The sequence below is a fragment of the Frondihabitans sp. PhB161 genome (genome assembly GCF_003814635.1).
Classification (GTDB): Bacteria; Actinomycetota; Actinomycetes; order Actinomycetales; family Microbacteriaceae; genus Frondihabitans.
The window spans coordinates 678,723-702,199 of sequence record NZ_RKQW01000001.1 but is presented as its reverse complement, the minus strand read 5'-3'; the positions used below and the strand labels follow the sequence as shown (position 1 = coordinate 702,199).

At 68.1% G+C, this 23,477-nt stretch carries 27 protein-coding genes; 12 read left to right on the top strand and 15 right to left on the bottom strand.

What is annotated here, in order from left to right; translation table 11 throughout:
- The first annotated feature begins 35 nt into the window (after positions 1–35).
- Entirely contained in the window at positions 36–1,151 is a 1,116-nt protein-coding gene (locus tag EDF39_RS03470) for an LLM class flavin-dependent oxidoreductase (RefSeq protein ID WP_123940514.1), read from the top strand.
- 111 nt (positions 1,152–1,262) lie between these two features.
- Here the strand turns inward: EDF39_RS03470 and EDF39_RS03465 are convergent, their stop codons facing one another.
- From EDF39_RS03465 to EDF39_RS03425, 9 genes are all read right to left on the bottom strand, one after another.
- The gene (locus tag EDF39_RS03465; RefSeq protein ID WP_123940512.1) at positions 1,263–3,149 is read right to left on the bottom strand and encodes a cytochrome c oxidase assembly protein; all 1,887 of its coding nucleotides are present in this window, start codon (positions 3,147–3,149) and stop codon (positions 1,263–1,265) included.
- 101 nt (positions 3,150–3,250) lie between these two features.
- Entirely contained in the window at positions 3,251–3,538 is a 288-nt protein-coding gene (locus EDF39_RS03460) for an HU family DNA-binding protein (RefSeq protein WP_055961452.1), read from the bottom strand.
- Between the two features lie 126 nt (positions 3,539–3,664).
- On the bottom strand, positions 3,665–3,970 hold the full coding sequence (gene rpsN / locus EDF39_RS03455; protein WP_055961455.1) for a 30S ribosomal protein S14: 306 nt from the start codon (positions 3,968–3,970) through the stop codon (positions 3,665–3,667).
- 2 nt (positions 3,971–3,972) lie between these two features.
- Positions 3,973–4,140, bottom strand: a complete 168-nt coding sequence (gene rpmG / locus EDF39_RS03450) for a 50S ribosomal protein L33 (protein ID WP_055961458.1) — start codon at positions 4,138–4,140, stop codon at positions 3,973–3,975.
- A complete protein-coding gene (gene rpmB / locus EDF39_RS03445; protein ID WP_055961461.1) occupies positions 4,140–4,376 on the bottom strand; it encodes a 50S ribosomal protein L28 in 237 nt (78 codons plus the stop codon). The genes rpmG and rpmB overlap by 1 nt, the downstream gene beginning before the upstream one ends.
- A gap of 168 nt (positions 4,377–4,544) precedes the next feature.
- A complete protein-coding gene (locus tag EDF39_RS03440; RefSeq protein WP_123940510.1) occupies positions 4,545–4,952 on the bottom strand; it encodes a Fur family transcriptional regulator in 408 nt (135 codons plus the stop codon).
- Positions 4,949–5,869, bottom strand: a complete 921-nt coding sequence (locus tag EDF39_RS03435) for a metal ABC transporter permease (protein ID WP_123940508.1) — start codon at positions 5,867–5,869, stop codon at positions 4,949–4,951. Before EDF39_RS03435 ends, EDF39_RS03440 begins: the two co-directional genes overlap by 4 nt.
- Positions 5,866–6,705 carry a metal ABC transporter ATP-binding protein gene (locus EDF39_RS03430; RefSeq protein WP_123940506.1) on the bottom strand — a complete coding sequence of 280 codons (840 nt, stop codon included), beginning with the start codon at positions 6,703–6,705 and terminating at the stop codon, positions 5,866–5,868. The genes EDF39_RS03435 and EDF39_RS03430 overlap by 4 nt, the downstream gene beginning before the upstream one ends.
- A 13-nt stretch (positions 6,706–6,718) precedes the next feature.
- The gene (locus EDF39_RS03425) at positions 6,719–7,624 is read right to left on the bottom strand and encodes a metal ABC transporter solute-binding protein, Zn/Mn family (protein WP_123940504.1); all 906 of its coding nucleotides are present in this window, start codon (positions 7,622–7,624) and stop codon (positions 6,719–6,721) included.
- A 116-nt stretch (positions 7,625–7,740) separates the two neighbouring features.
- Between EDF39_RS03425 and EDF39_RS03420 the strand changes: the two genes are divergently transcribed.
- The 5 genes from EDF39_RS03420 (at position 7,741) to EDF39_RS03400 (ending at position 12,327) form a co-directional block, all read left to right on the top strand.
- Positions 7,741–8,670, top strand: a complete 930-nt coding sequence (locus EDF39_RS03420) for an ABC transporter ATP-binding protein (RefSeq protein ID WP_123940502.1) — start codon at positions 7,741–7,743, stop codon at positions 8,668–8,670.
- On the top strand, positions 8,667–9,485 hold the full coding sequence (locus EDF39_RS03415; RefSeq protein WP_123940500.1) for an ABC transporter permease: 819 nt from the start codon (positions 8,667–8,669) through the stop codon (positions 9,483–9,485). The genes EDF39_RS03420 and EDF39_RS03415 overlap by 4 nt, the downstream gene beginning before the upstream one ends.
- A 132-nt stretch (positions 9,486–9,617) precedes the next feature.
- Positions 9,618–10,844, top strand: coding sequence for a sensor histidine kinase (locus tag EDF39_RS03410; RefSeq protein WP_123940498.1), 1,227 nt, complete (start codon positions 9,618–9,620; stop codon positions 10,842–10,844).
- A complete protein-coding gene (locus EDF39_RS03405; RefSeq protein ID WP_123940496.1) occupies positions 10,841–11,485 on the top strand; it encodes a response regulator transcription factor in 645 nt (214 codons plus the stop codon). Before EDF39_RS03410 ends, EDF39_RS03405 begins: the two co-directional genes overlap by 4 nt.
- Before the next feature lie 173 nt (positions 11,486–11,658).
- Complete coding sequence (locus EDF39_RS03400) at positions 11,659–12,327, top strand: DedA family protein (protein WP_123940494.1); 669 nt, start codon at positions 11,659–11,661, stop codon at positions 12,325–12,327.
- On the opposite strand, the gene EDF39_RS03395 is transcribed toward EDF39_RS03400, so the two are convergent.
- Genes EDF39_RS03395 through EDF39_RS03380 form a run of 4 tightly spaced genes read right to left on the bottom strand, consistent with a single transcriptional unit; the run spans position 12,324 to position 16,994 of the window.
- On the bottom strand, positions 12,324–13,700 hold the full coding sequence (locus tag EDF39_RS03395; protein ID WP_123940492.1) for a dihydrolipoamide acetyltransferase family protein: 1,377 nt from the start codon (positions 13,698–13,700) through the stop codon (positions 12,324–12,326). The genes EDF39_RS03400 and EDF39_RS03395 overlap by 4 nt on opposite strands.
- Before the next feature lie 14 nt (positions 13,701–13,714).
- Positions 13,715–14,734 carry an alpha-ketoacid dehydrogenase subunit beta gene (locus EDF39_RS03390; RefSeq protein WP_055961484.1) on the bottom strand — a complete coding sequence of 340 codons (1,020 nt, stop codon included), beginning with the start codon at positions 14,732–14,734 and terminating at the stop codon, positions 13,715–13,717.
- Entirely contained in the window at positions 14,731–15,894 is a 1,164-nt protein-coding gene (locus tag EDF39_RS03385) for a thiamine pyrophosphate-dependent dehydrogenase E1 component subunit alpha (protein WP_123940490.1), read from the bottom strand. Before EDF39_RS03385 ends, EDF39_RS03390 begins: the two co-directional genes overlap by 4 nt.
- Before the next feature lie 35 nt (positions 15,895–15,929).
- Positions 15,930–16,994, bottom strand: a complete 1,065-nt coding sequence (locus tag EDF39_RS03380) for a histidinol-phosphate transaminase (protein ID WP_123940488.1) — start codon at positions 16,992–16,994, stop codon at positions 15,930–15,932.
- A 53-nt stretch (positions 16,995–17,047) separates the two neighbouring features.
- Between EDF39_RS03380 and EDF39_RS03375 the strand changes: the two genes are divergently transcribed.
- The 3 genes from EDF39_RS03375 to purB are packed head-to-tail and all read left to right on the top strand — an operon-like array spanning position 17,048 to position 19,392.
- Positions 17,048–17,452, top strand: coding sequence for a phage holin family protein (locus tag EDF39_RS03375; RefSeq protein ID WP_055961492.1), 405 nt, complete (start codon positions 17,048–17,050; stop codon positions 17,450–17,452).
- A gap of 3 nt (positions 17,453–17,455) precedes the next feature.
- Entirely contained in the window at positions 17,456–18,013 is a 558-nt protein-coding gene (locus tag EDF39_RS03370; RefSeq protein ID WP_123940486.1) for a low molecular weight protein-tyrosine-phosphatase, read from the top strand.
- Positions 18,010–19,392 carry an adenylosuccinate lyase gene (purB, locus tag EDF39_RS03365; RefSeq protein WP_123940484.1) on the top strand — a complete coding sequence of 461 codons (1,383 nt, stop codon included), beginning with the start codon at positions 18,010–18,012 and terminating at the stop codon, positions 19,390–19,392. Before EDF39_RS03370 ends, purB begins: the two co-directional genes overlap by 4 nt.
- Before the next feature lie 198 nt (positions 19,393–19,590).
- On the opposite strand, the gene EDF39_RS03360 is transcribed toward purB, so the two are convergent.
- Together EDF39_RS03360 and EDF39_RS03355 are read right to left on the bottom strand one after the other, a co-directional pair.
- The gene (locus EDF39_RS03360; protein WP_199726129.1) at positions 19,591–19,878 is read right to left on the bottom strand and encodes a hypothetical protein; all 288 of its coding nucleotides are present in this window, start codon (positions 19,876–19,878) and stop codon (positions 19,591–19,593) included.
- Complete coding sequence (locus EDF39_RS03355; RefSeq protein WP_123940482.1) at positions 19,875–20,573, bottom strand: DUF308 domain-containing protein; 699 nt, start codon at positions 20,571–20,573, stop codon at positions 19,875–19,877. The genes EDF39_RS03360 and EDF39_RS03355 overlap by 4 nt, the downstream gene beginning before the upstream one ends.
- 194 nt (positions 20,574–20,767) lie before the next feature.
- Here EDF39_RS03355 and EDF39_RS03350 point away from each other — a divergent pair, with 194 nt between their 5' ends.
- From EDF39_RS03350 to EDF39_RS03340, 3 genes are all read left to right on the top strand, one after another.
- Positions 20,768–21,928 (top strand): acyl-CoA desaturase, encoded by a 1,161-nt coding sequence (locus EDF39_RS03350; RefSeq protein WP_123940480.1) that lies wholly within the window; start codon positions 20,768–20,770, stop codon positions 21,926–21,928.
- Between the two features lie 38 nt (positions 21,929–21,966).
- Entirely contained in the window at positions 21,967–22,326 is a 360-nt protein-coding gene (locus EDF39_RS03345; protein WP_123940478.1) for a hypothetical protein, read from the top strand.
- Positions 22,327–22,394: 68 nt separating this feature from the next.
- Positions 22,395–23,426 carry an aldo/keto reductase gene (locus tag EDF39_RS03340; RefSeq protein ID WP_123940476.1) on the top strand — a complete coding sequence of 344 codons (1,032 nt, stop codon included), beginning with the start codon at positions 22,395–22,397 and terminating at the stop codon, positions 23,424–23,426.
- Positions 23,427–23,477: the final 51 nt, after the last annotated feature.

Here is a 23,477-nt window from a genome sequence, read left to right as displayed (position 1 = left end):
GATTGAATATGCATACGCATAGAAATGGGGACACCATGGCCACCGCCAGCAACCCGGAGCGCGAGCTTCCTACCCTCGATCCCGCCGCGATCCAGCTCGGCCTCGACACCTTCGGCGACGTGACCGAGACCGCCTCGGGCACCCCGCTCGACGGCACTCTGCTCAGCCACGCCCAGACCATCCGCAACCTCGTCGAGCAGGCCGTCCTCGCCGACGAGGTCGGTCTCGACTTCATCGGCGTCGGCGAGCACCACCGCGTCGACTTCGCCGTCTCGGCCCCCGAGGTCGTGCTCGCGGCCATCGCTGCGAAGACCTCGAGGATCCGACTCGGCTCGGCAGTCACGGTGCTCTCGTCCGACGATCCGGTCCGCGTCTACGAGCGCTTCGCCACCGTCGACGCCCTGTCGAACGGGCGCGCGGAGGTCATCCTCGGCCGCGGCTCGTTCACCGAGTCGTTCCCGCTGTTCGGCCTCGACCTGCAGGACTACGAGGTGCTCTTCGAGGAGAAGATCAACCTCTTCGCCGAGCTGCTGAAAGACGCCCCTGTCACCTGGGAGGGCACCAAGCGCGGCGCCCTCACCGACCAGTGGGTCTACCCGCGCCCCGAGAGCGGCACCATCAAGACCTGGGTCGGCGTCGGCGGCAGCCCGCAGTCGGTCATCCGCGCGGCGCACTACGGCCTCCCCCTGTTCCTCGCGATCATCGGCGGCAGCCCGGCCCAGTTCGCGCCCTACTCCGACCTCTACCGTCGAGCCCTCGATCAGTTCGGGCACGCTCCTCAGCCGATCGCCATGCACTCCCCGGGCTTCATCGCGGCCACCGACGCCGAGGCCCTCGAGATCCTCTACCCGTACCAGGAGGCCCAGACGAACCAGCTCGGACGCGAGCGCGGCTGGCCGCCCTACTCGCGGGAGCAGTACCTCTCGACGGCCGGCCCCGAGGGTGCCCTCTACGTGGGATCGCCCGAGACCGTTGCCCGCAAGATCGCGCACAACATGCGTCTACTCGGCGCGACGCGCTTCGACATGCGTTACAGCATGGGTAGCCTGCCGCACGAGCAGATGATGAAGAGCATCGAGCTCTACGGCCGCGAGGTGGCGCCGATGGTACGCGAGCTTCTGGCCGAGACCCCCGCGCCCGTCGCCGTCTAAGCCTCGTCTCGACCCGACGAGCGTTCAGAACTCTGGCAAAAACCGCACTTTCGGCCCGATAGTCCCGCTATCGGGCCGGTTCTGCCAGAGTTCTGAACCGCCGCGCCCGTCTCAGCGCTCGCGCGCGGCGACACCGACAGCACCGACCGCGACAGCGAGCACGAGCGCGGCTGCGACGAGCGCGAACCCGCCCGCCTGCTGGTCGGCCAGCGGCGGTAGCCCCCAGGTGCGGCCCATGGCGCCGTACCAGTTTGCAAGCCGGAGCCCCGGGGTGAGGGCGAGAGCGGCACCGACTGCACCGACGGCGAGCAGTGCCACTGCGCCGAGCAGGATCCTGAGCCTCGCCCCGGCCCGCACCGGCACGGGGTCGAGACCGACCATCGACTGCGCGAAGAGCCAGCCCACCAGCACGAGGCCCGCGATCAGGCAGAAGCGGCCGAGGTCGGTGGTCGCCGTCCACCGCAGCAGCGGCGACCAGACGACGGCCCAGACCGATACCGCCAGCAGCGGCCCGCCGACCAGGGGGTGCGTGAGCCAGGCCGCTCCGCGCGACTGGACGATGCCGAGCATCCACTCTCGCGGGCCCGAGCTGCCGTCGGTGCGCTTCTCGATCGCGAGTAACGCCAGAGTCCACGGTGCGCCACGCACGAGCAGCACGGGCACGACCAACGCCGCCACCGCTATCTGGACGACGTGCGCGCTCATCAGATACGGCGAGTAGACGTTCAGAGCGCCGTTCGTGGCGAAGACCAGTACGACGAGACCGAGGATCCAGGCACCCGTCCGCCCCACCGACCACGAGTCGCCGCGCCGCCGCAGCCGAGCCACCCCCACGAGGTAGAACGCCGCGAGAAAGACGGCGCCGAGCAGCCAGACCAGGTCGATGTTCCACGCCGTCAGCCAGCGGCTCGGCGTGAACTCGGCCGGCAGCTTCACGTCGGTCAGCACTTCGGCGGGCGTCAGGTCGGCCGTGTCGTTCGCGACGGACTGCGACACCGGTGTCTGCGTGCGAGCCAGCGCAGCGGCCACGCCGGAGGCGAGCCCGAGAAAGGCGATCTCGGCGGTGACGAACCACCAGAAGGCGCGCTGCGTCTGCCGTCCGACGCTGGTTCCGGCATTGGCGCCGGCAACACGCTCGATGACGACGCGACGATGGACCACTCCGAAAAGGCCGAGCAAGATGAGCAGCACCGCCTTCACGACGACGAGCAACCCATACGCCGACCCGAGTGCCGGCCAGGTGCCGATCCTGATCTGCGCGCTGACGAGGCCCGAGACGGCGACAATCACGAAGCAGACCAGGGCGATCGACGAATAGCGGCTCAGCACCACCGCGAGCCGAGCCCGCTCGATGACCGGGCGCAGCAGCACCACTGCCAGCAGCCCGCCGAGCCACACCGCGGCGCCGATCACGTGCAGCCCGAGCGCCGAGACGGCCGCCGCGTGGGAGGCGGTGCCGGCGGCGTGCCCCTGCTGGGCGATCGGCACGAGCGCGCCCGCGGCGAGGAGTGCGACGACCAAGACTCCACCGACCGACCGCACGGCGAAGCAGAGCACGGTGACGGTCGCCGCCATCAGGGTCGAGATCAACCAGGCGAGCCCGAGGTCGGTGCCGGTCAAGAAGAACGCCAGCGACTGCCCGAACTTCTCGTCGAGGGCCGGCGCGACTCCGGCGACGCTGAGGAACGTGAAGAACCCGGCAACACTCGAGGCGAGGGTCCAGAACAGCGCTCCGGCCGAGGCGATGTCGAGAGCACGTCCCCACTCGGGCCGGGCCGGAGTCAGCGCGAAGCAGGCCAGAGCCAGGGTGCCGATGGTGAGCGACGCGCCCAGCTCGGTGAGGAACGTGGCGACCGGCAGACCGAACCGGACGACCGCTCCAGGATCCGACAGGGGCAGTGGCGCTGCGGCACCGCCGAACACGAGGGCTGCGAGCAGAGCGACCAGGCCTGCTGCGACCAGCAGCACCGGGGCGGCGAGTCGGGAGAGGCGGGGCACCCGGAAAGCCTAGGCGAGCTTGCTGATCGCCGAAAACCAGAAGGAGCGGATCACGACCTGAGTCGTGATCCGCTCCTTCTGTGGAACAGGTGTGGCCTGAGTTACTTGACCGAGGCCTTGAGCTTCGAGCCGGCGCTGACCTTGACGCTGTCGCTGGCGGCGATCTCGAGAGCCTCGCCGGTCTGCGGGTTGCGGCCGGTGCGTGCGGCGCGGTGGGTCTTCTCGAAGGCGATCCATCCCGGGATGGTGACCTTGGTGCCGTCAGCGACGTTCTTCGAGACGACGGAGAAGAGAGCGTCGACGACGCCGCTCACTGCAGCCTGGCTCTGGCCCGACTCGGCGGCGACAGCTGCGACGAGCTCGGTGCGGTTCAGTGACTTGTCAGCCATGTGTTGTCCTCCTCGGACACGTTGTGTGTGGCACGCGTACTTCTTTGGGGCAGTCGCCGCGGTGGCGGCGACCGACGGATCTGAGTGGACCCCAGGGGTAAAACCCCTGGGGAACCGCCTCAGAACCTACCAGGAAGACTTCGTGATGCCCGGCAATTCGCCACGGTGAGCCATGTCGCGGAAGCGCACACGGCTGACACCGAACTCGTTGAGGTAACCGCGGGGGCGGCCGTCGATGGCGTCGCGGCCACGGACGCGGACCGGCGACGCGTTGCGCGGGAGCTTCTGCAGGCCCACGCGAGCGGCCTCGCGGCTCTCGTCGGTGCCGTTCGGGTCGATCAGAGCCTTCTTCAGCTCCAGTCGCTTCGTCGCGTAGCGAGCAACGATCACTTTGCGCTGGTTGTTCTTCGCAACCATGCTCTTCTTGGCCATGTTTAGCGCTCCTCGCGGAATTCGACGTGCTTGCGGATGACCGGGTCGTACTTCTTCAGCACGAGACGGTCGGGGTTGTTACGACGGTTCTTCTTGGTCACGTACGTGAAACCGGTGCCCGCCGTCGAGCGGAGCTTGATGATCGGACGGACGTCCTGGCTCTTTGCCATTAGATTTTCTCCCCACGTGCGAGGAGGTCTTTGACGACCTTCTCGATGCCGCGAGCATCGATGACCTTGATGCCCTTGGCGCTCAGCGTCAGCGTGACGTTACGGCGCAGCGAAGGCACGTAGTACGTCTTCTTCTGCACGTTCGGGTCGAAACGACGCTTCGTGCGTCGGTGCGAGTGCGAGATGTTGTGCCCGAAGCCGGGAACGGCTCCAGTCACCTGGCAGGTTGCTGCCATGGTTTTCCTCCGTAAATACCGTAGAAGACCCGCGTTTGCACACGGGTTCTACCCAAGGTCACTTGTCGGCACGCTTCGTCTCCGCCACCAGAGCGGCCCGCCACCGAGGTGACAGCGAAGGAGATTCGGCATACATGGGCGCAGATAGCACCCAACCAAAGAGCAAGCTTAGACGACACGCCCGGCCTGGGCAACCTGCGCCGAGCACACCGCACACAGCCCGAAGACGTCGACGACATGGTTCGCCTCGGTGAACCCGTTCTCGGCCGCGACCTGACGCGCCCACTGCTCGACCGGGTCGGCCGATATCTCGACCGTGGTTCCGCAATTGCGGCAGATGAGGTGATGGTGGTGCGTGCCGGGGGTGCACGCGCGGAACAGGCTCTCGCCGTCCTGCTGCAGACTGTCGGCCTCGCCCCCCGACTCGAGCGACGACAGCGCTCGGTAGACGGTCGCGAGGCCGATCGGCGAACCGCTCTCGCGCAGGGTCGAGTGCAGCGCCTGAGCACTGACGAATCCGGCCGATGTCGACAGGGCCTCCCGCACGGCCTCGCGCTGCCAGGTGTTGCGCTTCATGAGGGCACCCTTTCGTTCACTGCGGCGGTGGGTCGAGATGCGAGCCGAGCCGTCGGATCCTTCGTTCTGCGCCCGCCGCGACGCTCGCGTCGGCCGCCGACGAGGCGGCACACCAGCCAGATCGTGAACGAGATCGTCGTCACGTAGGGCGAGATCGGCAGGCCGCCCCCGAGGGCGAGCAGGATGCCCCCGACGACCGAGACGACGGCGAACACCGTGCTCAGCACCGGCACCCAGAACGGAGAGACGGTGATCCGCAGGGCTGCGGCGGCCGGCGTCACGAGAAGAGACAGCACGAGCAGAGCGCCGACGATCTGCACCGAGACGGCCACCGACAACCCGAGCGCGAGCATGAAGACGATCGACAGGGTGCGGACCGGGACACCGGCTGCGGCCGCGACGTCCGGATCGACGCTCGCGAAGGTGAGCGGCCGCCAGACGACGATCAGCGTGACGATCACGATCGCCGAGATCGCCAGCAACCAGCCGAGCTGCGGATTGTCGACCGAGACGATCTGGCCGGTCAGCAGTCCGAACTTGTTGGCCGACCGCCCCTGATAGAGGGCGAGGGCGAGAATACCGAGCCCCAACCCGAACGGCATGAGCACGGCGATGATCGAGTTCCGCTCCCGTGCCCGACTGCCCAGCAGGCCGATCAGAAGGGCGGCGAGCACGCTTCCGATGAGCGAGCCGGTCACGACGTTGATACCCAGCAGGAGCGCGATGGATGCGCCGGCGAACGAGAGCTCGCTGATGCCGTGCACGGCGAAGGGCAGGTTGCGGGTGATGACGAACGGCCCGATGAGCCCGCCGACGATGCCGAGTACGGCTCCGGCGATGATCGAGTTGCGCACGAGCACGACGAGCTCGCCGAAGTTCTCGAACGAGAGGATGTGAGTGAGGATGTCGGCGTTCACCGCACGGGCCCTTCTGGGTCGAGGTCGTCGCCGTGGTCAGCGTGGTGGCCGTGGCCATCGTGGTCGTGGGCGGCGTCGTTGCTGCCGACGATCACGATGCGCCCCATTGTGCGCACGACATCGACCGGGGTGCCGTACAGCGCGCTCAGCACATCAGCCTGGAGCACCTCGTCGGGAGTGCCGATCGTGAAGCGGCCGCCGGCGATGTAGACCACCCGGTCGACGGCGTCGAGAATTGGGTTCACGTCGTGCGTCACGAAGACCACCGCGGCACCCGTCTTGCGACGCTGCTCGTCGATCAGGTCGGTGACGCCGCGCTGATGGCGCAGGTCGAGCGAGATGAGCGGCTCGTCGCAGAGCAGAAGCGCAGGATCCGAAGCCAGCGCCTGCCCGACCCGCGCCCGCTGCTGCTCCCCGCCCGAGAGCGAGGCCACCGGGGCCAGCGCGAAGTCGGTTGCGCCGACCTCGGCGACGAGGGCGTCGACGCGCTCCCGTTCGGCACGGGACTCGCGCCACAGACCCCAGCGGTGGCCCGTGATGCCGAGCGCGATCATGTCGCGTGCGCGGAGCGGAGTGCCCGACTCCATCAACCGCTGCTGCGGGATGTAGCCGATCCTCCGGTGCCCGCGGCGGACCGGCCGACCGAGGAATTCGGCCGTTCCCGCCGTGAGCTCCTGCTGCCCGAGGATCGCCTTGAGCAGCGTCGTCTTGCCGGCACCGTTCGGGCCCAGCACGGCGACGAACTCGCCGGGCTCGACGTCGAGGTCGAGCCCGGCCCAGAGTTCGCGGTCGCCGAAGCGCAGGCTGGCGCCCCGGAGACTGAGGACGGGCGTCACTGCTGGGTCACTGTCACTGGGAGAGCGCCGCCTTGACCGCGTCGATGTTGCTCTGCTGCCAGGTCTGGTAGTCGTCGCCCTTCGGCAGGGTCTCGGTCACCGGGACGACGGGGACGCCCGCGGTCTCGGCCGCTTTCTGCACCTGCTCGGTCTCGGGGCTTCCGGCCTGCTCGTTGTAGGCGAGCAGGGCGACCTTCTTGCCGGTCATCAGCTTCAGCGTCTCGTTCAGGGCCGACGGCGGCACGTCTTCGCCCTCCTCGACCGCCTCGGAGAACGCACCCGGCGTGGCGTTCTTCAGGCCGATCGCGTCGAACAGGTAGCCGGGCACCGGCTCGGTGTAGGCGACGGCATCGCCGTCGTAGGTCTTCTTCAGCGCAGCCGTCTGCGCCTCGAGCTTCTCCATCGCCGTATTGAACGTCACCGCGTTGTTGAAGAACGTCTTCGACTCGTCGGGGTTCGCCGTCGACAGGTCGGTGGCGATCCTGTTGGCGAGCTTCGACATGGTCGGATAATCGTAGAACACGTGCTCGTTGAGCTCGCCGTCGCTCGAGGTGAAGCCGGAGACCTTCACCGCGTTGAGAAGCGTCGCCTTGCTGTTCGTTGACGAGCGCATGGTGTCGACGTAGTCGTCGTAGCCGCCGCCGTTTTCGATGATGAGGTCGGCCTTGGAGATCGCGAGCTGCGTCTGGGCGTCGGCCTCGAAGCCGTGCGGGTCTTGGTTCGGGTTCGACAGGATGCTGGTGACGGTGACCGAGGATCCTCCGATCTGCTTTGCGATATCGCCGTAGACGTTCGTGGACGCTACGACCTTGATCGTGCTGTCGTCCGGTGCGGCACCACCCGAGGCGGAGCAGCCGGCGAGCGCGAGGGCACCTGTGGCGGCGAGGGCGAGCGAGGGCAGGAGGCGGCTTGTTTTCACGTTCCCGACGGTATCGCCAAACGATAATCATTGTCAACAGCGATGGCACCGTGGTTCCAACCAGCCAAGTCTCCAAATCTATTGTGTAACATTTTGCATTGATCTATGGTTGACGCATGATCGAAGCGAGTAACCTCACAAAGACCTACGGCGACAAGACCGCTGTCGACGGCCTGAACTTCACCGTCGCGCCAGGTCTCGTCACCGGATTCCTCGGCCCCAACGGGTCAGGCAAATCCACCACGATGCGCATGATTGTCGGCCTCGACCGCCCCACCTCGGGCCGGGTGACCGTCAACGGCAAGCCGTACGCCGAGCACGCGGCACCTCTGCACGAGGTCGGAGTCCTGCTCGACGCAAAGGCCGCACACCCCGCCCGCACGGCTCGCAACCACCTCCGCTGCATCGCCCGCACACACGGCATCTCCAACCGTCGCGTCGACGACGTCATCGCCCTGACCGGCCTCGAAAGCGTCGCTGGCAAGCGCGTCGGCAAATTCTCGCTCGGCATGGGTCAGCGCGTGGGCATCGCCAGCGCCCTCCTCGGCGACCCGCAGACCGTCATCCTCGACGAGCCCGTCAACGGCCTCGACCCGGAGGGGGTGCAGTGGGTCCGCTCGATGTGCCGCTCACTCGCCGCCGAGGGCCGAGCCGTGCTGCTGTCCAGCCACCTGATGGACGAGATGGCGAAGACAGCCGACCGCGTCATCGTGCTCGGTCGGGGCCGTGTAATCGCCGACGCTTCGATGGACGAGATCATCGCCTCCTCGGGTGGCCAGTCGATCCGCGTCCGAAGCAACAACATCGCGCGATTGGCCCAGCTACTGGCACCGCACGGCGCCGTCGTCACCACGACCGCCGCCGATACAGCCGAGATCGCCGGCTCCGACACCCGCCAGGTCGCCGAGGTCGCAGCCTCGGCCGGCATCGTTCTCTTCGAGATCGCGACGGTGCAGGCCTCCCTCGAAGAGGCCTTCTTCGCCCTCACCGACGACGCGGTCGAGTACCGCACCGCTAACCACAACGCCCCGGAGAACAACCGATGACCACCACCGCCCCCACCCGCAGCTCCACGTCCGTCTCGACACCGACCCACTGGAGCTTCGGCGGCGTCGTGTCGTCGGAGTTCACCAAGCTCATCACCCTCCGTTCGACCTTCGTCATCTCGCTGGTGATGATCGTCATCTCGGTTGCCTTCAGCGCCCTGGTCGCCTCGACTTACGGCTCGGCCGAGGTTGTCGGTCGCGCGGCCTCCGGCGCGACCTCCTCTTCGGTCGGCGCATCGGTCAGCTTCGCCCAGCTCATCATCGGCGTCCTTGCGGTCCTCCTCGTCACCAACGAGTACTCCACGAACATGATCCAGACGACACTCGCCGCCACCCCGCGACGGTTCCCCGTGCTGGCGGCAAAGCTCGTGGTCGCGACCGTGGTCACTCTCATCCTGTCGTTGGTCTCGTCTCTGCTCGGCTATGCCGTCGCCGCACCGATTCTCACCGGTACCGACCTGCTCGCCTCTCTCAGCGACGCCATCGTCGTCGGCTCGATCGCCGCGTCCGCCCTCTACCTCGTCTTCGTGGCGTGGTTCGCCGTGACGACGGCCAGCATCCTCCGGAATTCCGCCGCCGGCATCGCTGTCGTTGCCGGCATCTTCTTCGTCTTGCCAATCGTTCTCTCCCTGGTCCCCCTCGGCGACGTGCATCTCGACGACTACATCCTCGGCAGCTCCGGGCAGGTCGTCTCCCGCAGCATCTGGGACGCCGACTTCCGCGGTGACTTCGCGCTGAACCTCGGCCTGACGATCGCCTGGCTCGTCGCTCCCGCGGTAGCGGCATTCGGGCTACTCGCCAAGCGCGACGCGTGAGTGCCCCGGCCCCCTGACAGCCCCGCTTTCCCAACGGTCACGGCTGCCGACGCACCTCGTCGCGCGAACGCTCCCATCGTGCCCCTCCCTTTCCGACGGGAGGGGCACGGTGTGTCCGCGTACCCTGGAGCCGTGTCCACCGCGCCGCTCGACGTCGACCCGCTGCTTCCGCGGCCGCCGGGGCTCGTGCGGCGCTTCTGGATGCGACACGCCCGCCTCGCCGACTGGCTCCTCGTCGTCTTCGCGCTCATCGTGGGCTACCTCGAGGCCGTCGACACAGGCGCGGGCCTGGTCGGCGCCGACTGGCTCGTCAGCGGCTTCTTCGCGCTCCCCGTCGTCGGGGCCGCCGCTCTGCTCTGGCGGCGGTCACGACCACTCACCTGCTTCGGCGTTGCACTCGCCTGCAGCCTCGGCCTCACGCTGGCCAACACGACGGTGCCCGCCACCGTGCTCGTGCTCGCCCTCTACGCCGTCGCCGTCTACGACCGTTTCGCATTCGCCTGGATCGGCGCCGCTCTCGCGGTCGCGCTCAACGCCGGGGTCGAGATCCTGGTGCAGGGCTCCCCGCATTCCCTCGCCCTCCTCACCGTGACCTTCGCCATCACGCTGCTCATCGGGGTGACCGTCGGAGGCCGCCGTCGGTACCTCGAAGCACTGCTCGACCGGGCCGCGCAGCTGACGCGCGAGCGCGACCAGCAGGGGCAGCTCGCCGCGATCGAAGAGCGAGCACGGATCGCCCGCGAGATGCACGACGTCGTGGCGCACGGCCTCTCGGTCATGATTCGGCTGTCGGATGGAGCCGCGGCCGTGGCCACGTCGGATCCTTACCGTTCCCGCGAAGCGGTCCGGCAGATCGGCGAGGTGGGCCGCTCCTCCCTCCGCGACATGAGGCGTCTGCTCGGGGTGCTCCGCGACGAGGGGCAGGTCGAGTTCGCCCCCCAGCCGACGCTCGCCGAGCTCGACGACCTCGTCGAGACCTACCGCAGCGCCGGGCTTCCCGTCGCGGTGCAGCAGAAGGGCACGCCTCCGACCGACCGGGCAATTCAGGTGGCCCTGTTCCGCGGCGTTCAAGAGGCCCTGACGAACGCGCTCCGATATTCGCGCGAGCCCGGACGAGTGCTCGTCTCGCTCGACTACGACAGCACGAGTGCCACGCTCGACGTCACCGACGACGGCATCTTTGTCGGCCGTCCGGAGTCGGTGGGGAGCGGTCGCGGCCTCCTGGGATTGCGCGAGCGAGCCGTCGCCTTCGGCGGGACCGTCGCTGCGGGGCCTGCCATCAATCCCGAGACCGGGCAGGATGGGGGCGGTTGGCGTGTTCGCATGATGCTGCCGACCGCCATCGAAGGAACGAAATGACCGACATCTGTCTGCTTCTCGTCGACGACCAGGATCTCCTGCGTGCCGGCATGGCGATGGTGCTCGGGGCCGTGGAGGGCATCCGAGTGGTGGGCGAAGCCACGAACGGCGGCGACGCCATCTCGAGAGCGGCCGAGCTCTCCCCCGATGTCGTTCTCATGGACGTCCGTATGCCCGGCATCGACGGAATCGAGGCGACCCGGCAGATCGTGGCGGCGAACGCAGCGACCCGGGTCATCATCCTCACCACCTTCGATCTCGACGAATACGCGTTCGGTGGCCTGAACGCCGGTGCCAGCGGGTTCCTCTTGAAAGACGCTCCGTCTGACGAGCTCATCCAGGCGATCCACACCGTCGCGGCCGGCGAGGCCATCATCTCGCCGAGAGTCACCCAGCGGATGCTCGAGATGTACCGGGGCAAGATGCCCGAGAATGCGGCCGGCGCTCCCTCTCCCCTCTCCGATCGCGAGCACGAAGTGCTGGTTGCGATCGGCCGCGGGCTGTCGAACACCGAGATCGCGGCATCGCTGTTTCTCTCCGAGTCGACCGTGAAGACTCACGTGGGCAGGGTTCTCGCCAAGCTCGAACTCCGCGACCGGGTGCAGGCCGTCATCTACGCCTACCAGCGGGGGCTCGTGTAGCTCCCTCTGGCCTCCCCACCCGCACTCCGCTCGCAGTGTGTAATATCTGATATCGTACATGGATTCGACGATACGCGGTCGCGCCATGGCATTCCACGACGGCACTGAAGGACGACCCCGGTCGTCCGACCGTCCGATGCCCGGCGACACCCTGAACGGAGACACTGACGGCCATGGACTTCTTAGGCTGGATCACCGACGCCGCCTCCGCCCTGCCCGTCGGTCTCGTGTGGGCCCTCGGCTCCGCCCTGTCGTTCGCCGAGTCGGGCCTCGGGCTCGGCCTCGTCTTTCCCGGCGAAACGGCGATCCTGATCGCATCGGCCACCCTCACAACCCCGTGGAGCGCCGTCGTCATGTTTCTTCTGGTGACGGTATTCGCCTGCGCCGGCGACCACGTCGGGTACCTCCTCGGGCGTCGACACGGGGGCAGGATCCGCGAGACCCGGCTCGTGCAGAAGTTCGGGCCGCACCACTGGGATCGCGCCCTCGCCCTCCTCGAGAAGCAGGGCGCCCGCGCGATCCTCTTCACCCGGCCCGTGCCAATCGTCCGGATCCTGACGCCCGCCGCAGCGGGCGTGGCCGGTGCGAACTATCCGCGGTTTCTCGCCGCGTCGTTCTCCGGCGCGTTCATCTGGTCGGGGCTCTACGTCGGCCTCGGCTACCTGCTGCGCTCATCACTCACCGCCGTAGAGAAGTACCTCCACTCGTTCGGGTACTTGTTCGCCGCGGCGCTGGCGCTGCTCATCGTCGGCGCGCTGGCCCGAAGGATCATCCTGAAGCGTCGCGCGAAGACTGCCTGCGGGGCCCGCGCGACGGTCTCGTCAAGCAGCAGCGCGGGCTAGTCGAGCAGCAGCGCCGGCTCTTCGAGAACGCTCGCGACGTCGGCGACGAAACGTGAGGCCACGTCGCCGTCGACGACTCGGTGGTCGAACGACGCACCGATCGTCGTGACCATGCGCGGACGCACCTCACCGTCGACCACCCAGGGCTTCTGCTTGATGGTGCCGAGGGCGATGATTCCGACCTCGCCCGGGTTGAGGATTGGCGTGCCCGTGTCCATGCCGAAGACCCCGATGTTGGTGATCGTGATCGTGCCGCCCGCGGTATCGGCCGGTTGGGTCTTGCCGTCGCGGGCCGTCAGGGTGAGCTCTTCGAGGGCCTGCGCCAACTCGAGGAGCGACATCGCCTGCGCCTCTTTGATGTTGGGCACGATGAGGCCGCGGGGGGTCGCCGCCGCGATGCCGAGGTTGACGAAGTGGCTGACCAGGATCTCACGGTCGGTCCACTCCGAGTTGACCATGGGGTTGCGACGGACGGCCCAGATGACGGCCTTCGCCATGATCAGAAGCGGAGAGACCTTGACCCCGGCGAACTGCGCGGAGTTTTTCAGCCGCTTGACGAACTCCATCGTGCGCGTGGCGTCGACGTCGACGAAGAGGCTGACGTGCGGCGCGGTGAAGGCACTCGACACCATCGCCGACGCGATGGCCTTGCGGACGCCCTTAACCGGGATCCGCTCGACGCGCTCCTCGCTCCACTCGGGCGTTTCGATGTTGTGGAAGACGCTTGCCTGCTTCGCGTGCCGGATGACGTCGTCGCGGGTCGTCTCGCCGGCGAGCCCGGTTGCCTCGACCACTGCGAGGTCGACCCCGAGGTCTTTGGCGAGCTTGCGAATCGGGGGTTTGACGATGACCGGCTGCGCCGATGCCGCCGGCACCGACTCGGGGCGGCGCTTCTTGGCCTCCGCCACGCGTTGCACCCGGGCGTCGGCTTCGCCCTTGGTCGGGCGTCGACGCCGCGTCGCCGCGTGCCCGCCCGTGATGCCGTAGCCGACGAGCACGGAGCCCGACCCCTCGTCAGCGACCGCCTCGGCCGACGCCGCCGAGGTCGGAGTCGCGGCCACGAAGGCCGCCTCGTCCGCTTCGGCCTCGAGAATCTCGTCGGCCGGCGTGCGGGGGATGTCGCCTCCGGCCACCCGGATGATGGGGGCACCCACGGCGACGGTCTGGCCCTGCTCGACGAGGATCTCGTCGACGACGCCCGCGAACGGCGAGGGCAGCTCGACGAGCGACTTCGCCGTCTCGATTTCGACGATGACCTGGTTGAGGGCGACGGAATCACCCGGAGCCACCTTCCACTCGACGATCTCGGCCTCGGTGAGGCCCTCGCCGACGTCGGGAAGGTGGAATTCGTTGCTAGCTGTGGTGGTGGTCACGCGGGCTTCTTTTCTCAGTAGGCGAGGGCGCGGTCGACGGCCTCGAGCACGCGATCGGCATCGGGGAGGTAGACCGATTCGAGCTTGGCGGGCGGGAACGGGGTGTCGAAGCCGCTCACCCGGAGGACGGGGGCCTCGAGCGAGTAGAAGGCCTTCTCGGCCACGGTCGAGGCGATCTCGGAGGCGATGCTGGCGTTCTGCGGGGCCTCCTGCGCGATGACGAGACGACCCGTCTTGCGCACGGATTCGAGGATCGGGCCGTAGTCGACCGGGGAGAGCGAACGGAGGTCGACGACCTCGATGCTGATGCCCTCCTCGGCGGCGATCTCGGCGGCCTGCAGGAGGACCGAGACCATGGCGCCGTGACCGAGGACGGTCACCTCGGTGCCCGTGCGGACGACCCGGCTTGCGTGCAGGGGTGCGCCCGGCGCCGTGAAGTCGACGGGACCCTTCGGCCAGTACCGGCTCTTAGGCTCGAAGAACATGATCGGGTCGTTCGACTGGATCGCCTCCTGGATCATCCAGTACGCGTCGTGCGGAGTCGAGGGGCTCACCGACCGGAGCCCGGCCGTGTGGGCGAAGTAGGCCTCGGGGCTCTCCTGGTGGTGCTCGACGGCGCCGATGTGCCCGCCGTACGGAACCCGGATCACGACGGGGAAGGGCATGGTGCCCTCGTGCCGCGCGGTGAGCTTGGCGAGCTGCGACGTGATCTGGTCGAAGCCGGGAAAGATGAACCCGTCGAACTGGATCTCGGCGACGGGGCGGAAGCCGCGCATGGCCAGACCGATGCAGGCGCCGATGATGCCGCTCTCGGCGAGAGGCGTGTCGATGACGCGCTTGGCCCCGAACTCCGTCTTGAGGCCCTCGGTCACGCGGAACACGCCGCCGAGCGTGGCGATGTCTTCGCCGAGCAGAACGACACGGGGGTCGTCGCTCATGGCCTTGCGGAGGCCCGCGTTGAGGGCGCGGCCGAGGGGCAGCGTCTCAGTGGTGGGCGCGGCGGTCTCGGCGGTACCGGGAAGCGTGTTGGTCATGCTGATTCTCCGAACGACGACTCGTAGTGCGAGAGCCATTCTTTCTGCTCGTCGATGCGCGGGTGGGGCTCGCTGTAGACGTTGTCGAAAATGAGGTCGGTCGAGGGCTTCTCGAGGGCGAGCGTGCGCACCCGGACGTCGTTCGCGAGATCGTTCGCGTCCTCTTCGACGGCGGCGAAGAACGAGTCGGACTCACCTCGACCTCGCAGGTAGGCCTCGTACCGCACGATCGGATCGCGCGCGATCCACGACTGCAGCTCGGCGTCGGTGCGGTACTTCGTCGGGTCGTCTGACGTCGTGTGCGCGCCGATGCGATACGTGAGGGCCTCGATGAAGCGGGGGCCTCCGCCGGAACGCGCCGCGTCGAGGTCGCGGAGCGTGACCGCGTAGCTCGCGAGAACGTCGTTGCCGTCGATCTGCGTCGAGGGAATGCCGAAGCCCTCACCGCGGAGGTGAAGGGACGTGCGCGACTGGGTGGCGACCGGAACGGAGATGGCCCACTGGTTGTTCTGGAGGAAGAAGACCTCGGGCGTCTGGAAGCTCGCTGCGAAGACGAAGGCCTCGCTGACGTCGCCCTGACTGGTGGCGCCGTCGCCGAAGTACGTGATGACCGCGGTGTCGCGCTCGGGATCGCCGGTGGCGTAGTCGCCGTCGAGAGTGATGCCCAGCGCGTACCCGGTGGCGTGCAGCGTCTGCGAGCCGATCACCAACGTGTAGAGGTGGAAGTTCTGCCGCTCGGCCGGGTTCCAGCCGCCGTGGGTACTACCGCGGAGCAGACGGACGACGTCGACCGGGTCGATGCCGCGCACCATGCCGACGGCGTGCTCGCGGTACGAGGGGAAAAGGTGGTCTTGCGGCCGGCTGGCGCGGGCCGACCCGACCTGGGCGGCCTCCTGCCCGTGACTCGGAACCCAGAGGGCGAGCTGGCCCTGACGCTGCAGGTTGCCGGCCTCGTCGTCGAACCGCCTCGTGAGCACCATGTCGCGGTGGAACTGACGGAGCGTCTCGTCGGAGAGCGCCTCGATGGTGGGGAGGAACTCGGCGGTGCGGTCGTTCTCCTGGAGGACCCCGGCGGGGTCGAGGAGCTGAACCGTCTCGGGCTGCGCCCCGGCAGAAGGCGCCGTCGAGGGCGCCGCGTGACTCGTGGTGTCGAATGACATGCGATCGAGCCTATCTGCGACCCGCTCCGAGAGAGCTAGAGGGCGTGAACAACCTCCTGGGCGGCTGCTAGGAGTTTGTCGACAGAAGCGGCCTCGCCGATCGAGACGCGGATGCCCTCGGGGGCGAACGCCCGGACGACGATGCCGTGCTGGTCGAACACCCCGGCGGCGTGGGCCGTGTGCTCTCCCGTGGGCAGCCAGAGGAAGTTGCCCTGAGCGGGCGGCACGTCCCAGCCCTGGTCGAGGAGCGCCTTGCGGACGTCGTCGCGGAGGCGAACGATGCGGGCCACGCGCTCGAGGAGCTCGCCCTCGTGAGCGAGGGAGGCGATCGCCGCCTCCTGCCCGAGGCCCGTGACCGAGAGGGCGATGGCGGTAGAGCGGGCGGCATCGAGGATGTAGGCGGGGCCGATGGCATAGCCGACCCGGAGGCCTGCAAGACCATAGGCCTTGGAGAATGTACGGAGTACGACGAGGTTCGGGTGACGCTCGGTGAGCGACTCCCCGTCGACGGCCGCCTCGTCGGTGACGAACTCGGCGTAGGCCTCGTCGAGCACGACGAGCACCGACTCGGGCACGGAGGCCATGAAGGTCTCGAACTCGGCCGTCGTGACGATCTGCCCCGTCGGGTTGTTGGGCGAGCAGACGATCACGAGTCGGGTGCGATCGGTGAGCGCCGCCGCCATCGCGACGAGGTCGTGGCCACCGTCGGCGCGGTTGGGCACCTGCACGCTGGTCGCACCGGTCACGGTGACGAGACCGGGATAGGCCTCGAACGAACGCCAGGAGTAGAGCACCTCGTCGCCCGTCTGCGCGACCGCGAGGAGAAGCTGGGACAGGACCGAGATGGATCCTGCGCCGATGTGAACCTCGTCGAGGCCGACGCCGTAACGGTCGGCGAGGATCTGGCGAAGAGCGGCAGCGGAAGCATCGGGATACCGGTTGACCTGGAGAGCCCCGTGGAGCGCCTCGATGACAGCGGGCAGAGGCTCGAATGGATTTTCGTTGCTCGACAGCTTGAAGGCGTCCGGGTCGGCCTGTTTGCCCTGGCGGTAGGGCGGGAGAGCGGCGATCTCGGGGCGAAGACGTACGGGAACGGTCACGAAGCCAGACTACGGGCTACCACCCGGGCCCACGGATGGGCATAGTTGTGCCCATGCGATTCTTCGTCCGGCTCGTGATCAACGCGCTCGCCCTCTGGCTCACGACGCTTCTCGTATCCGGCGTCAACGTGGTGTCGTTCGGTGACGGCACCGTGGTGCCCACCGTGCTGACCTTCCTCCTGGTCGCGTTCATCTTCGGCCTCGTAAACAGCATCGTCGGCACGGTGGTGCGCGTCGTGGCCTTCCCGCTGTACATCCTCACCCTCGGGCTGATCTCGCTCGTCGTGAACGGAATCCTGCTGCTCGTGGTGGCCTGGGTCTCGGAGCTCATCGGGTTCGGTCTGGTCGTCGACAATCTCGGGTGGGGGATCCTCGGGGCCCTCGTCCTGGCGATCATCGCCTGGCTCATCGGCATCGTGCTGCGACCGCTCTTCGGTGACGTGCGCGGTCGTCGCTGACCCATGGCGTTCGAGGTCAGCGAGTTCGACGAGGTCGGCGATGAGCTGACGCTGTTCCGCGTCGTCTTCGTCTGCACCGGAAACATCTGTCGTTCGCCGATGGCCGAGGTCGTGTTCCGCGATCTCGTCGAGAAGGCCGGCTACGGCGATCGGGTGACCGTCGCATCGCGGGGCACCGGCGACTGGCACGTCGGCGAACGCGCCGACTCACGCACGGTGGCCGCACTCGCCGGGCGGGGCTTCGACGGCTCGCAGCACCGGGCCCGCCAGTTCGAGGCGGCGGACTACGACAGGCACGATCTCCTCGTCGTCTTCGATCGCGGTCAGGAGCGGATCCTGAAGGGCTGGGCTCCCTCCGACGACGACCGGTCGAAAGTCCAGCTCCTGCTAAAATTCGACCGCGACGGCTCCGCCGTTCACGCCGGCGACGGGACTGACGTTCCCGATCCGTACTACTCCGACGACGCGATGTTCGAGACCGTGCTCGACATGGTCGAGCACGCGTCGACCGCGCTGTTTCGGCAGATCGAACCAGCACTCCGACAAGGATCGACCACATGAGCCTTCCCATGCAGCCCCTCAGCCCTCTCGACGGTCGCTACCGCCAGGCGGTCGAAGGGCTCGGGGAACACCTCAGCGAGGCCGGCCTCAACCGGGCTCGCGTGCATGTCGAGGTCGAGTGGCTGATCGATCAGACCGATCGACGATTCGCAGGATCCGCGCCGCTGTCCGACGAGCAGAAGGCCGCTCTCCGCCGGGTCGTCACCGACTTCGGCCAGAGCGCCATCGACGAGCTCGCAGTGGTCGAGGCCACCACCCGCCACGACGTCAAGGCCGTGGAGTACTTCGTGCGGGCACGCCTCGCCGAGCTGGGCCTCGACGGGGTCGCCGAGCTGACCCACTTCGCCGCGACGAGCGAAGACATCAACAACCTCTCGTATGCGCTGACCGTGAAGGCCGCCGTCGAAGACGTCTGGCTGCCGAAGTTCGACAGAGTCATCGCCCTGTTCGAAGGTCTTGCCCGCGAGCACGCCACCACGCCGATCCTGTCGCACACGCACGGCCAGCCCGCGACGCCGTCGACGGTCGGCAAGGAGTTCGCCGTCTACGCCTACCGCCTCGGGCGCATCCGCTCCCAGATCGCGTCGTCGGAGTACCTCGGCAAGTTCTCGGGCGCCACCGGCACGTTCTCCGCGCACGTCGCGGTCGACCCGACGGTCGACTGGGTCAGCGTCTCCCGCTCGTTCGTGGAGGGGCTCGGTCTCACCTGGAACCCGCTCACCACCCAGATCGAGTCGCATGACTGGCAGGCCGAGCTCTACAGCCGAGTCGCCCACGCCAACCGCGTGCTGCACAACGTCGCCACCGACATCTGGACCTACATCTCGATGGGCTACATCACGCAGATCCCGGTCGCCGGCGCGACCGGCTCCTCGACGATGCCGCACAAGATCAACCCGATCCGCTTCGAGAACGCCGAGGCGAACCTCGAGATCTCGTCGGCGCTCTTCTCCTCCCTCGCCGAGACGCTCGTCACGAGCCGCCTGCAGCGCGACCTCACCGACTCGTCGGCACAGCGCAACATCGGCGTGGCCTTCGGCCACTCGCTCCTCGCGCTCGACAACATCACCCGCGGCCTCGGCGAGATCGCAATTAACACCACCGCCCTGGCCGCCGACCTCGACGGCAACTGGGAGGTACTCGGCGAGGCCATCCAGACGGTCATCCGCGCCGAGATCACCGCCGGCCGCTCGTCGATCAGCGACCCCTACGCGATGCTCAAAGAACTGACCCGCGGCCACCGCGTCGGGCAGGCCGAGCTCGTGGCGTTCGTCGAGGGGCTCGACATCGGCGACGACGCGAAGGCACGCCTGGTCGCGCTGACGCCGAGCGGGTACGTCGGGCTGGCGGCTTCGCTCGTCGACTTCCTGCAGAAGTAGGTCGGGCGGGATCCTCGGCCCCGTCTCTGCTGTTTCGGACGGGGCGGTGCGTGCCCGCGTGGCGCGTGCCGGAACGCCGGGTGGACGAGGCTTGTCCGAGGCCCGGCGTCCCGGCACGCGCCACGCCAGGAGACACAGGGCCGGGTGGACGAGGCTTGTCCGAGGCCCGGCGTCCCGGCGCGCGCCGCGCCAAAGGATTCAGTGGTGCGAAGGCCGGTCGTCGAAGTCGTCATTCTCGAGCAGACCCTTGACGCGGCCGTTCTCGTCGCGGATCTCGTGGAGCTCGGCGTCGTTCGGCTTCGCGGCGAGCGCCAGCATGGCGAGGATCACCACGCCGACGATGAAGGCGATGCAGAGGAAGATGCCGGCGAGGTTGATCTCGCGGGTGGCGAGCAAGACGATCAGGCCGGTGAAGAGGCCGAAGACGGCGGAGAGCCCGAGCAGCTCGGCGGGGCGGACGCGCTCGCGCCTGGTGGGTGTGGTCATGAGGAATGTGCTCCGTCGGTGCTCGAGTCGTGCGTCTCGCCTGAGACGCGGGGTTCTGCGGCGCCGGAGCCGGGCGCGCGATACGTCTCTGGCTGGCCGGTCTGCCACTTGAGCGAGAGCCCCTGAATGATGAGGAAGACGCCGACGAGGGCGCCGTAGGCCCCGACGACGCCGACCAGGATGGTCGACGACGTCAGCGTGCCGCGGATTTCTTCGATGCCGCCGAGCTGCTTCGAGTAGTCGGTCGGCACTACGAGGTAGACCAGGGCGAGAGCCAGGGTGAGCCCACCGAGCAGCATCCAGTCGCGGGCCAGCTGGCTCTCGCGGCGGCGGCGAAGCCCGGTGAAGAGCTCGAGGGCGCCCGTGATGACGGCCCAGCCGGTGACGACGGCCACGAGCGTCGGGAGCCCACCCGAGGGGGCGAGCAGTGCGACGAGACCGAAGACGACTCCGACGACGCCCTGCACGACGGCCAATGTTCGACTCGACGCATCGGCGAGATACCGCCACGAGGCGACGGCGAGCAGAATGCCGCCCGCGATCGTGGTCGACCCGAAGACGGTGAGGCCGATGCTGGCCGAGTGATCGTTGACGAACGTCGTGACGAGGCCGAGAACGAGGAGCGGCACCGCCCGGAGGACGGGGACCGGCCAGTACCGCGCGTCGAGCGCGGGGTCGTGGTGGGTGGCCGTCACGTGTCTTCTTCCGGGGTCGGGGGAACGATCGAGTTTACCCCGCGCACCGTGGGGGCCTCACGGTGTCGCTCGGAGTCGAGCGCACGGCACCCGTCGACTCCCGATACCTTCTCAGCAACCGCCACTACGGTCGGCTTATCTGCACCCGAGCATCCGCTCGCACCCGCGACTGAGAAGTCGATTCCCTCTGGGAGATGACTTTGACCGTTCTCGATTCCCCCGCGTCCGCGCCCGCTGCCAAGGCCCCGGCGCCGATGCGCGTCCGAAACCACGCCGAGCTGCCCGCGGGGTTCCGCGGCACCACCTCGGGTGAGACCTCGAAGCCGATCAGCACCTACACGGCGTTGCTCGCGAAAGTACGCGATGCCGGTCTCCTCGAGCGCCGCACCGGGTTCTACGTCGCCATGTTCGTGGGCGTGACCCTGCTGCTCGCCGCCGCCGTGACCGGATCCGTCCTGCTCGGCGACAGCTGGTTCCAGCTGCTCATCGCCGCCAGTATCGGCCTCATCTTCACGCAGTACGCCTTCTTGGCGCACGAGACCGCTCACCGCCAGGTGTTCGCATCGGGTGTGACGAGCGACCGGGTCGGCCGGATTCTCGCCTCGGGCGTCGTCGGCATGAGCTACGCCTGGTGGACGTCGAAGCACACCAAGCACCACGGCAACCCGAACACGATCGGTCGTGACACCGACATCGCCTATGACACGGTCTCGTTCCTCGAGCAGGACGCCGTCAAGCAGCGCGGTCTCTCTCGCCTCTTCACGCAGCGCCAGGGCTACATCTTCTTCCCGATCCTGCTGTTCGAAGGCGTCAACCTGCACCTCCTCTCGTACAAGACGCTGTTCGGTCGCAAGAAGGTCGACAAGCGCTGGCACGAGATCGCGATGGTCACGGCGCGCTTCACCATCTACCTCGGCCTTATCTTCTGGTTCTTGCCGGTCGGAATGGCGTTCGCCTTCGTCGGCGTGCAGCTGGCGATCTTCGGCCTCTACATGGGCTCGGCTTTCGCTCCGAACCACATCGGCATGCCGATCATCCCCGAGTCGAGCCGCGTCGACTTCCTCTCGAAGCAGGTGCTCACCTCGCGCAACATCACCGGCGGTCGCTGGATGACCATCGCAATGGGCGGCCTCGATTACCAGGTCGAGCACCACCTCTTCCCGAACATGGCCCGCCCGCACCTCCGTGCCGCATCGAAGCTCGTTCGCGAGCACTGCACCGAGCACCAGGTGCCCTACACGCGCACCACGATCGGCCAGGCGTTCGGCACGGTCATCGCGTATCTCAACCGAGTCGGCCTTGCCGCGCGCGTGCCGTTCGACTGCCCGATGGCAGCGGAGTACAGACCGCGCTAGCCGGGCCGCCTCCCGGCCCCGTGGGTAGGCTCGCGGGCATGAGTGCCCTCGACGACATCCGGCTCGCCGAGGCCGCTCGGATGCTCGGCATACACGACGTCGACGGGTTGGCCGGGCGGGCACAGGCGTGGCTCGCGGACGGCGTGGAGTCGCCGAGCATCGCGCTGCTGGCGGAAAGCGGCGACCTGCCCGAGGAGCAGCGGCTCAGGATCCTGCGCTCCGCCGCCGTCGAACTCGACTTGACGTTCGCGAGTCTTCAGACGGCGCGCACCTATTACGTGCAACGGTCGCTCCCCGAGCTGACCACGGTCGAAGGCGCGGCGGGCATCGCCGCGCTGTCGAACGGGCTGACGGACGAGTGGACGGGGCGGCTGCGGCGGCTCTTCCGGCGGCTCTGAGCGGCCCGGTTCGTCGCAGTTCCTCGTGTGGCTGACCGAGTGAGCGCTCACGGACTAGCGTCACGCCCATGGACTATAGAAACCTGGGCTCCTCGGGAGCCGTCGTGTCAGAGCTGACACTCGGAACGATGACGTTCGGCGCCGAAGCCGACGAAGCCACCTCGCACGCCCTGCTCGACACCTTCGTCGAACACGGTGGCACCTTTATCGACACCGCCGACGTGTATTCGTCCGGTGTGTCAGAAACCATCATCGGGCACTGGCTGAAAACACACCCCACCGAGGCCGAGCAGGTGGTCATCGCGACCAAGGGCCGGTTCCCGATGGGCGAGGGGCCGAATGACCTCGGTCTCTCGCGCCGCCACCTGCGCACGGCGCTCGACGCGTCGCTCACGCGCCTCGGCGTCGACCACGTCGACCTGTACCAGATGCACGCGTGGGACGCCCTGACTCCGATCGACGAGACCCTGCGCTTTCTCGACGACGCCGTCGCCGCCGGCAAGATCGGCTACTACGGCTTCTCGAACTACCTCGGCTGGCAGCTCACCAAAGCCGTCCACCGCGCTCAGGCGCTCGGCTTCGTGCCGCCCGTCACCCTGCAGCCGCAGTATTCGCTGCTCGTGCGCGACATCGAGCACGAGGTCGTGCCGGCATCCGCCGACGCCGGAATCGGCCTGCTGCCGTGGTCGCCTCTCGGCGGCGGCTGGCTGACGGGCAAGTACAAGCGCGACGAGGCACCCACCGGTGCGTCGCGACTCGGCGAGAACCCGGCACGGGGCATGGAGGCGTGGGAGGCCCGCAACGCCGACCCGCGCACCTGGGACGTGCTCGACGCCGTGCAATCGGTCGCGACGGAGCATGGCGGCACCGCCTCGCAGGTCGCGATCGCCTGGCTGCTCGCCCAGCCGACCGTCACGAGCGTGATTCTCGGAGCCCGCTCGGTCGAGCAGCTCGTCGACAACCTCGGCGCCTCGGGTCTCGGGCTCAGCGACGACGACGTGGCACGGCTCAGTGCGGCGAGCGCCCCACTGGCCGACGACTACCCGTACGGGGTGGCCGGCGCGGCGCAGCGGAACCGGAAGATCGAAGGCGGTCGCTAGGGTCGGGGCCTCCTCGCGAGTGCCGCCGATTGCCGACAGCCGCGGCTGAGC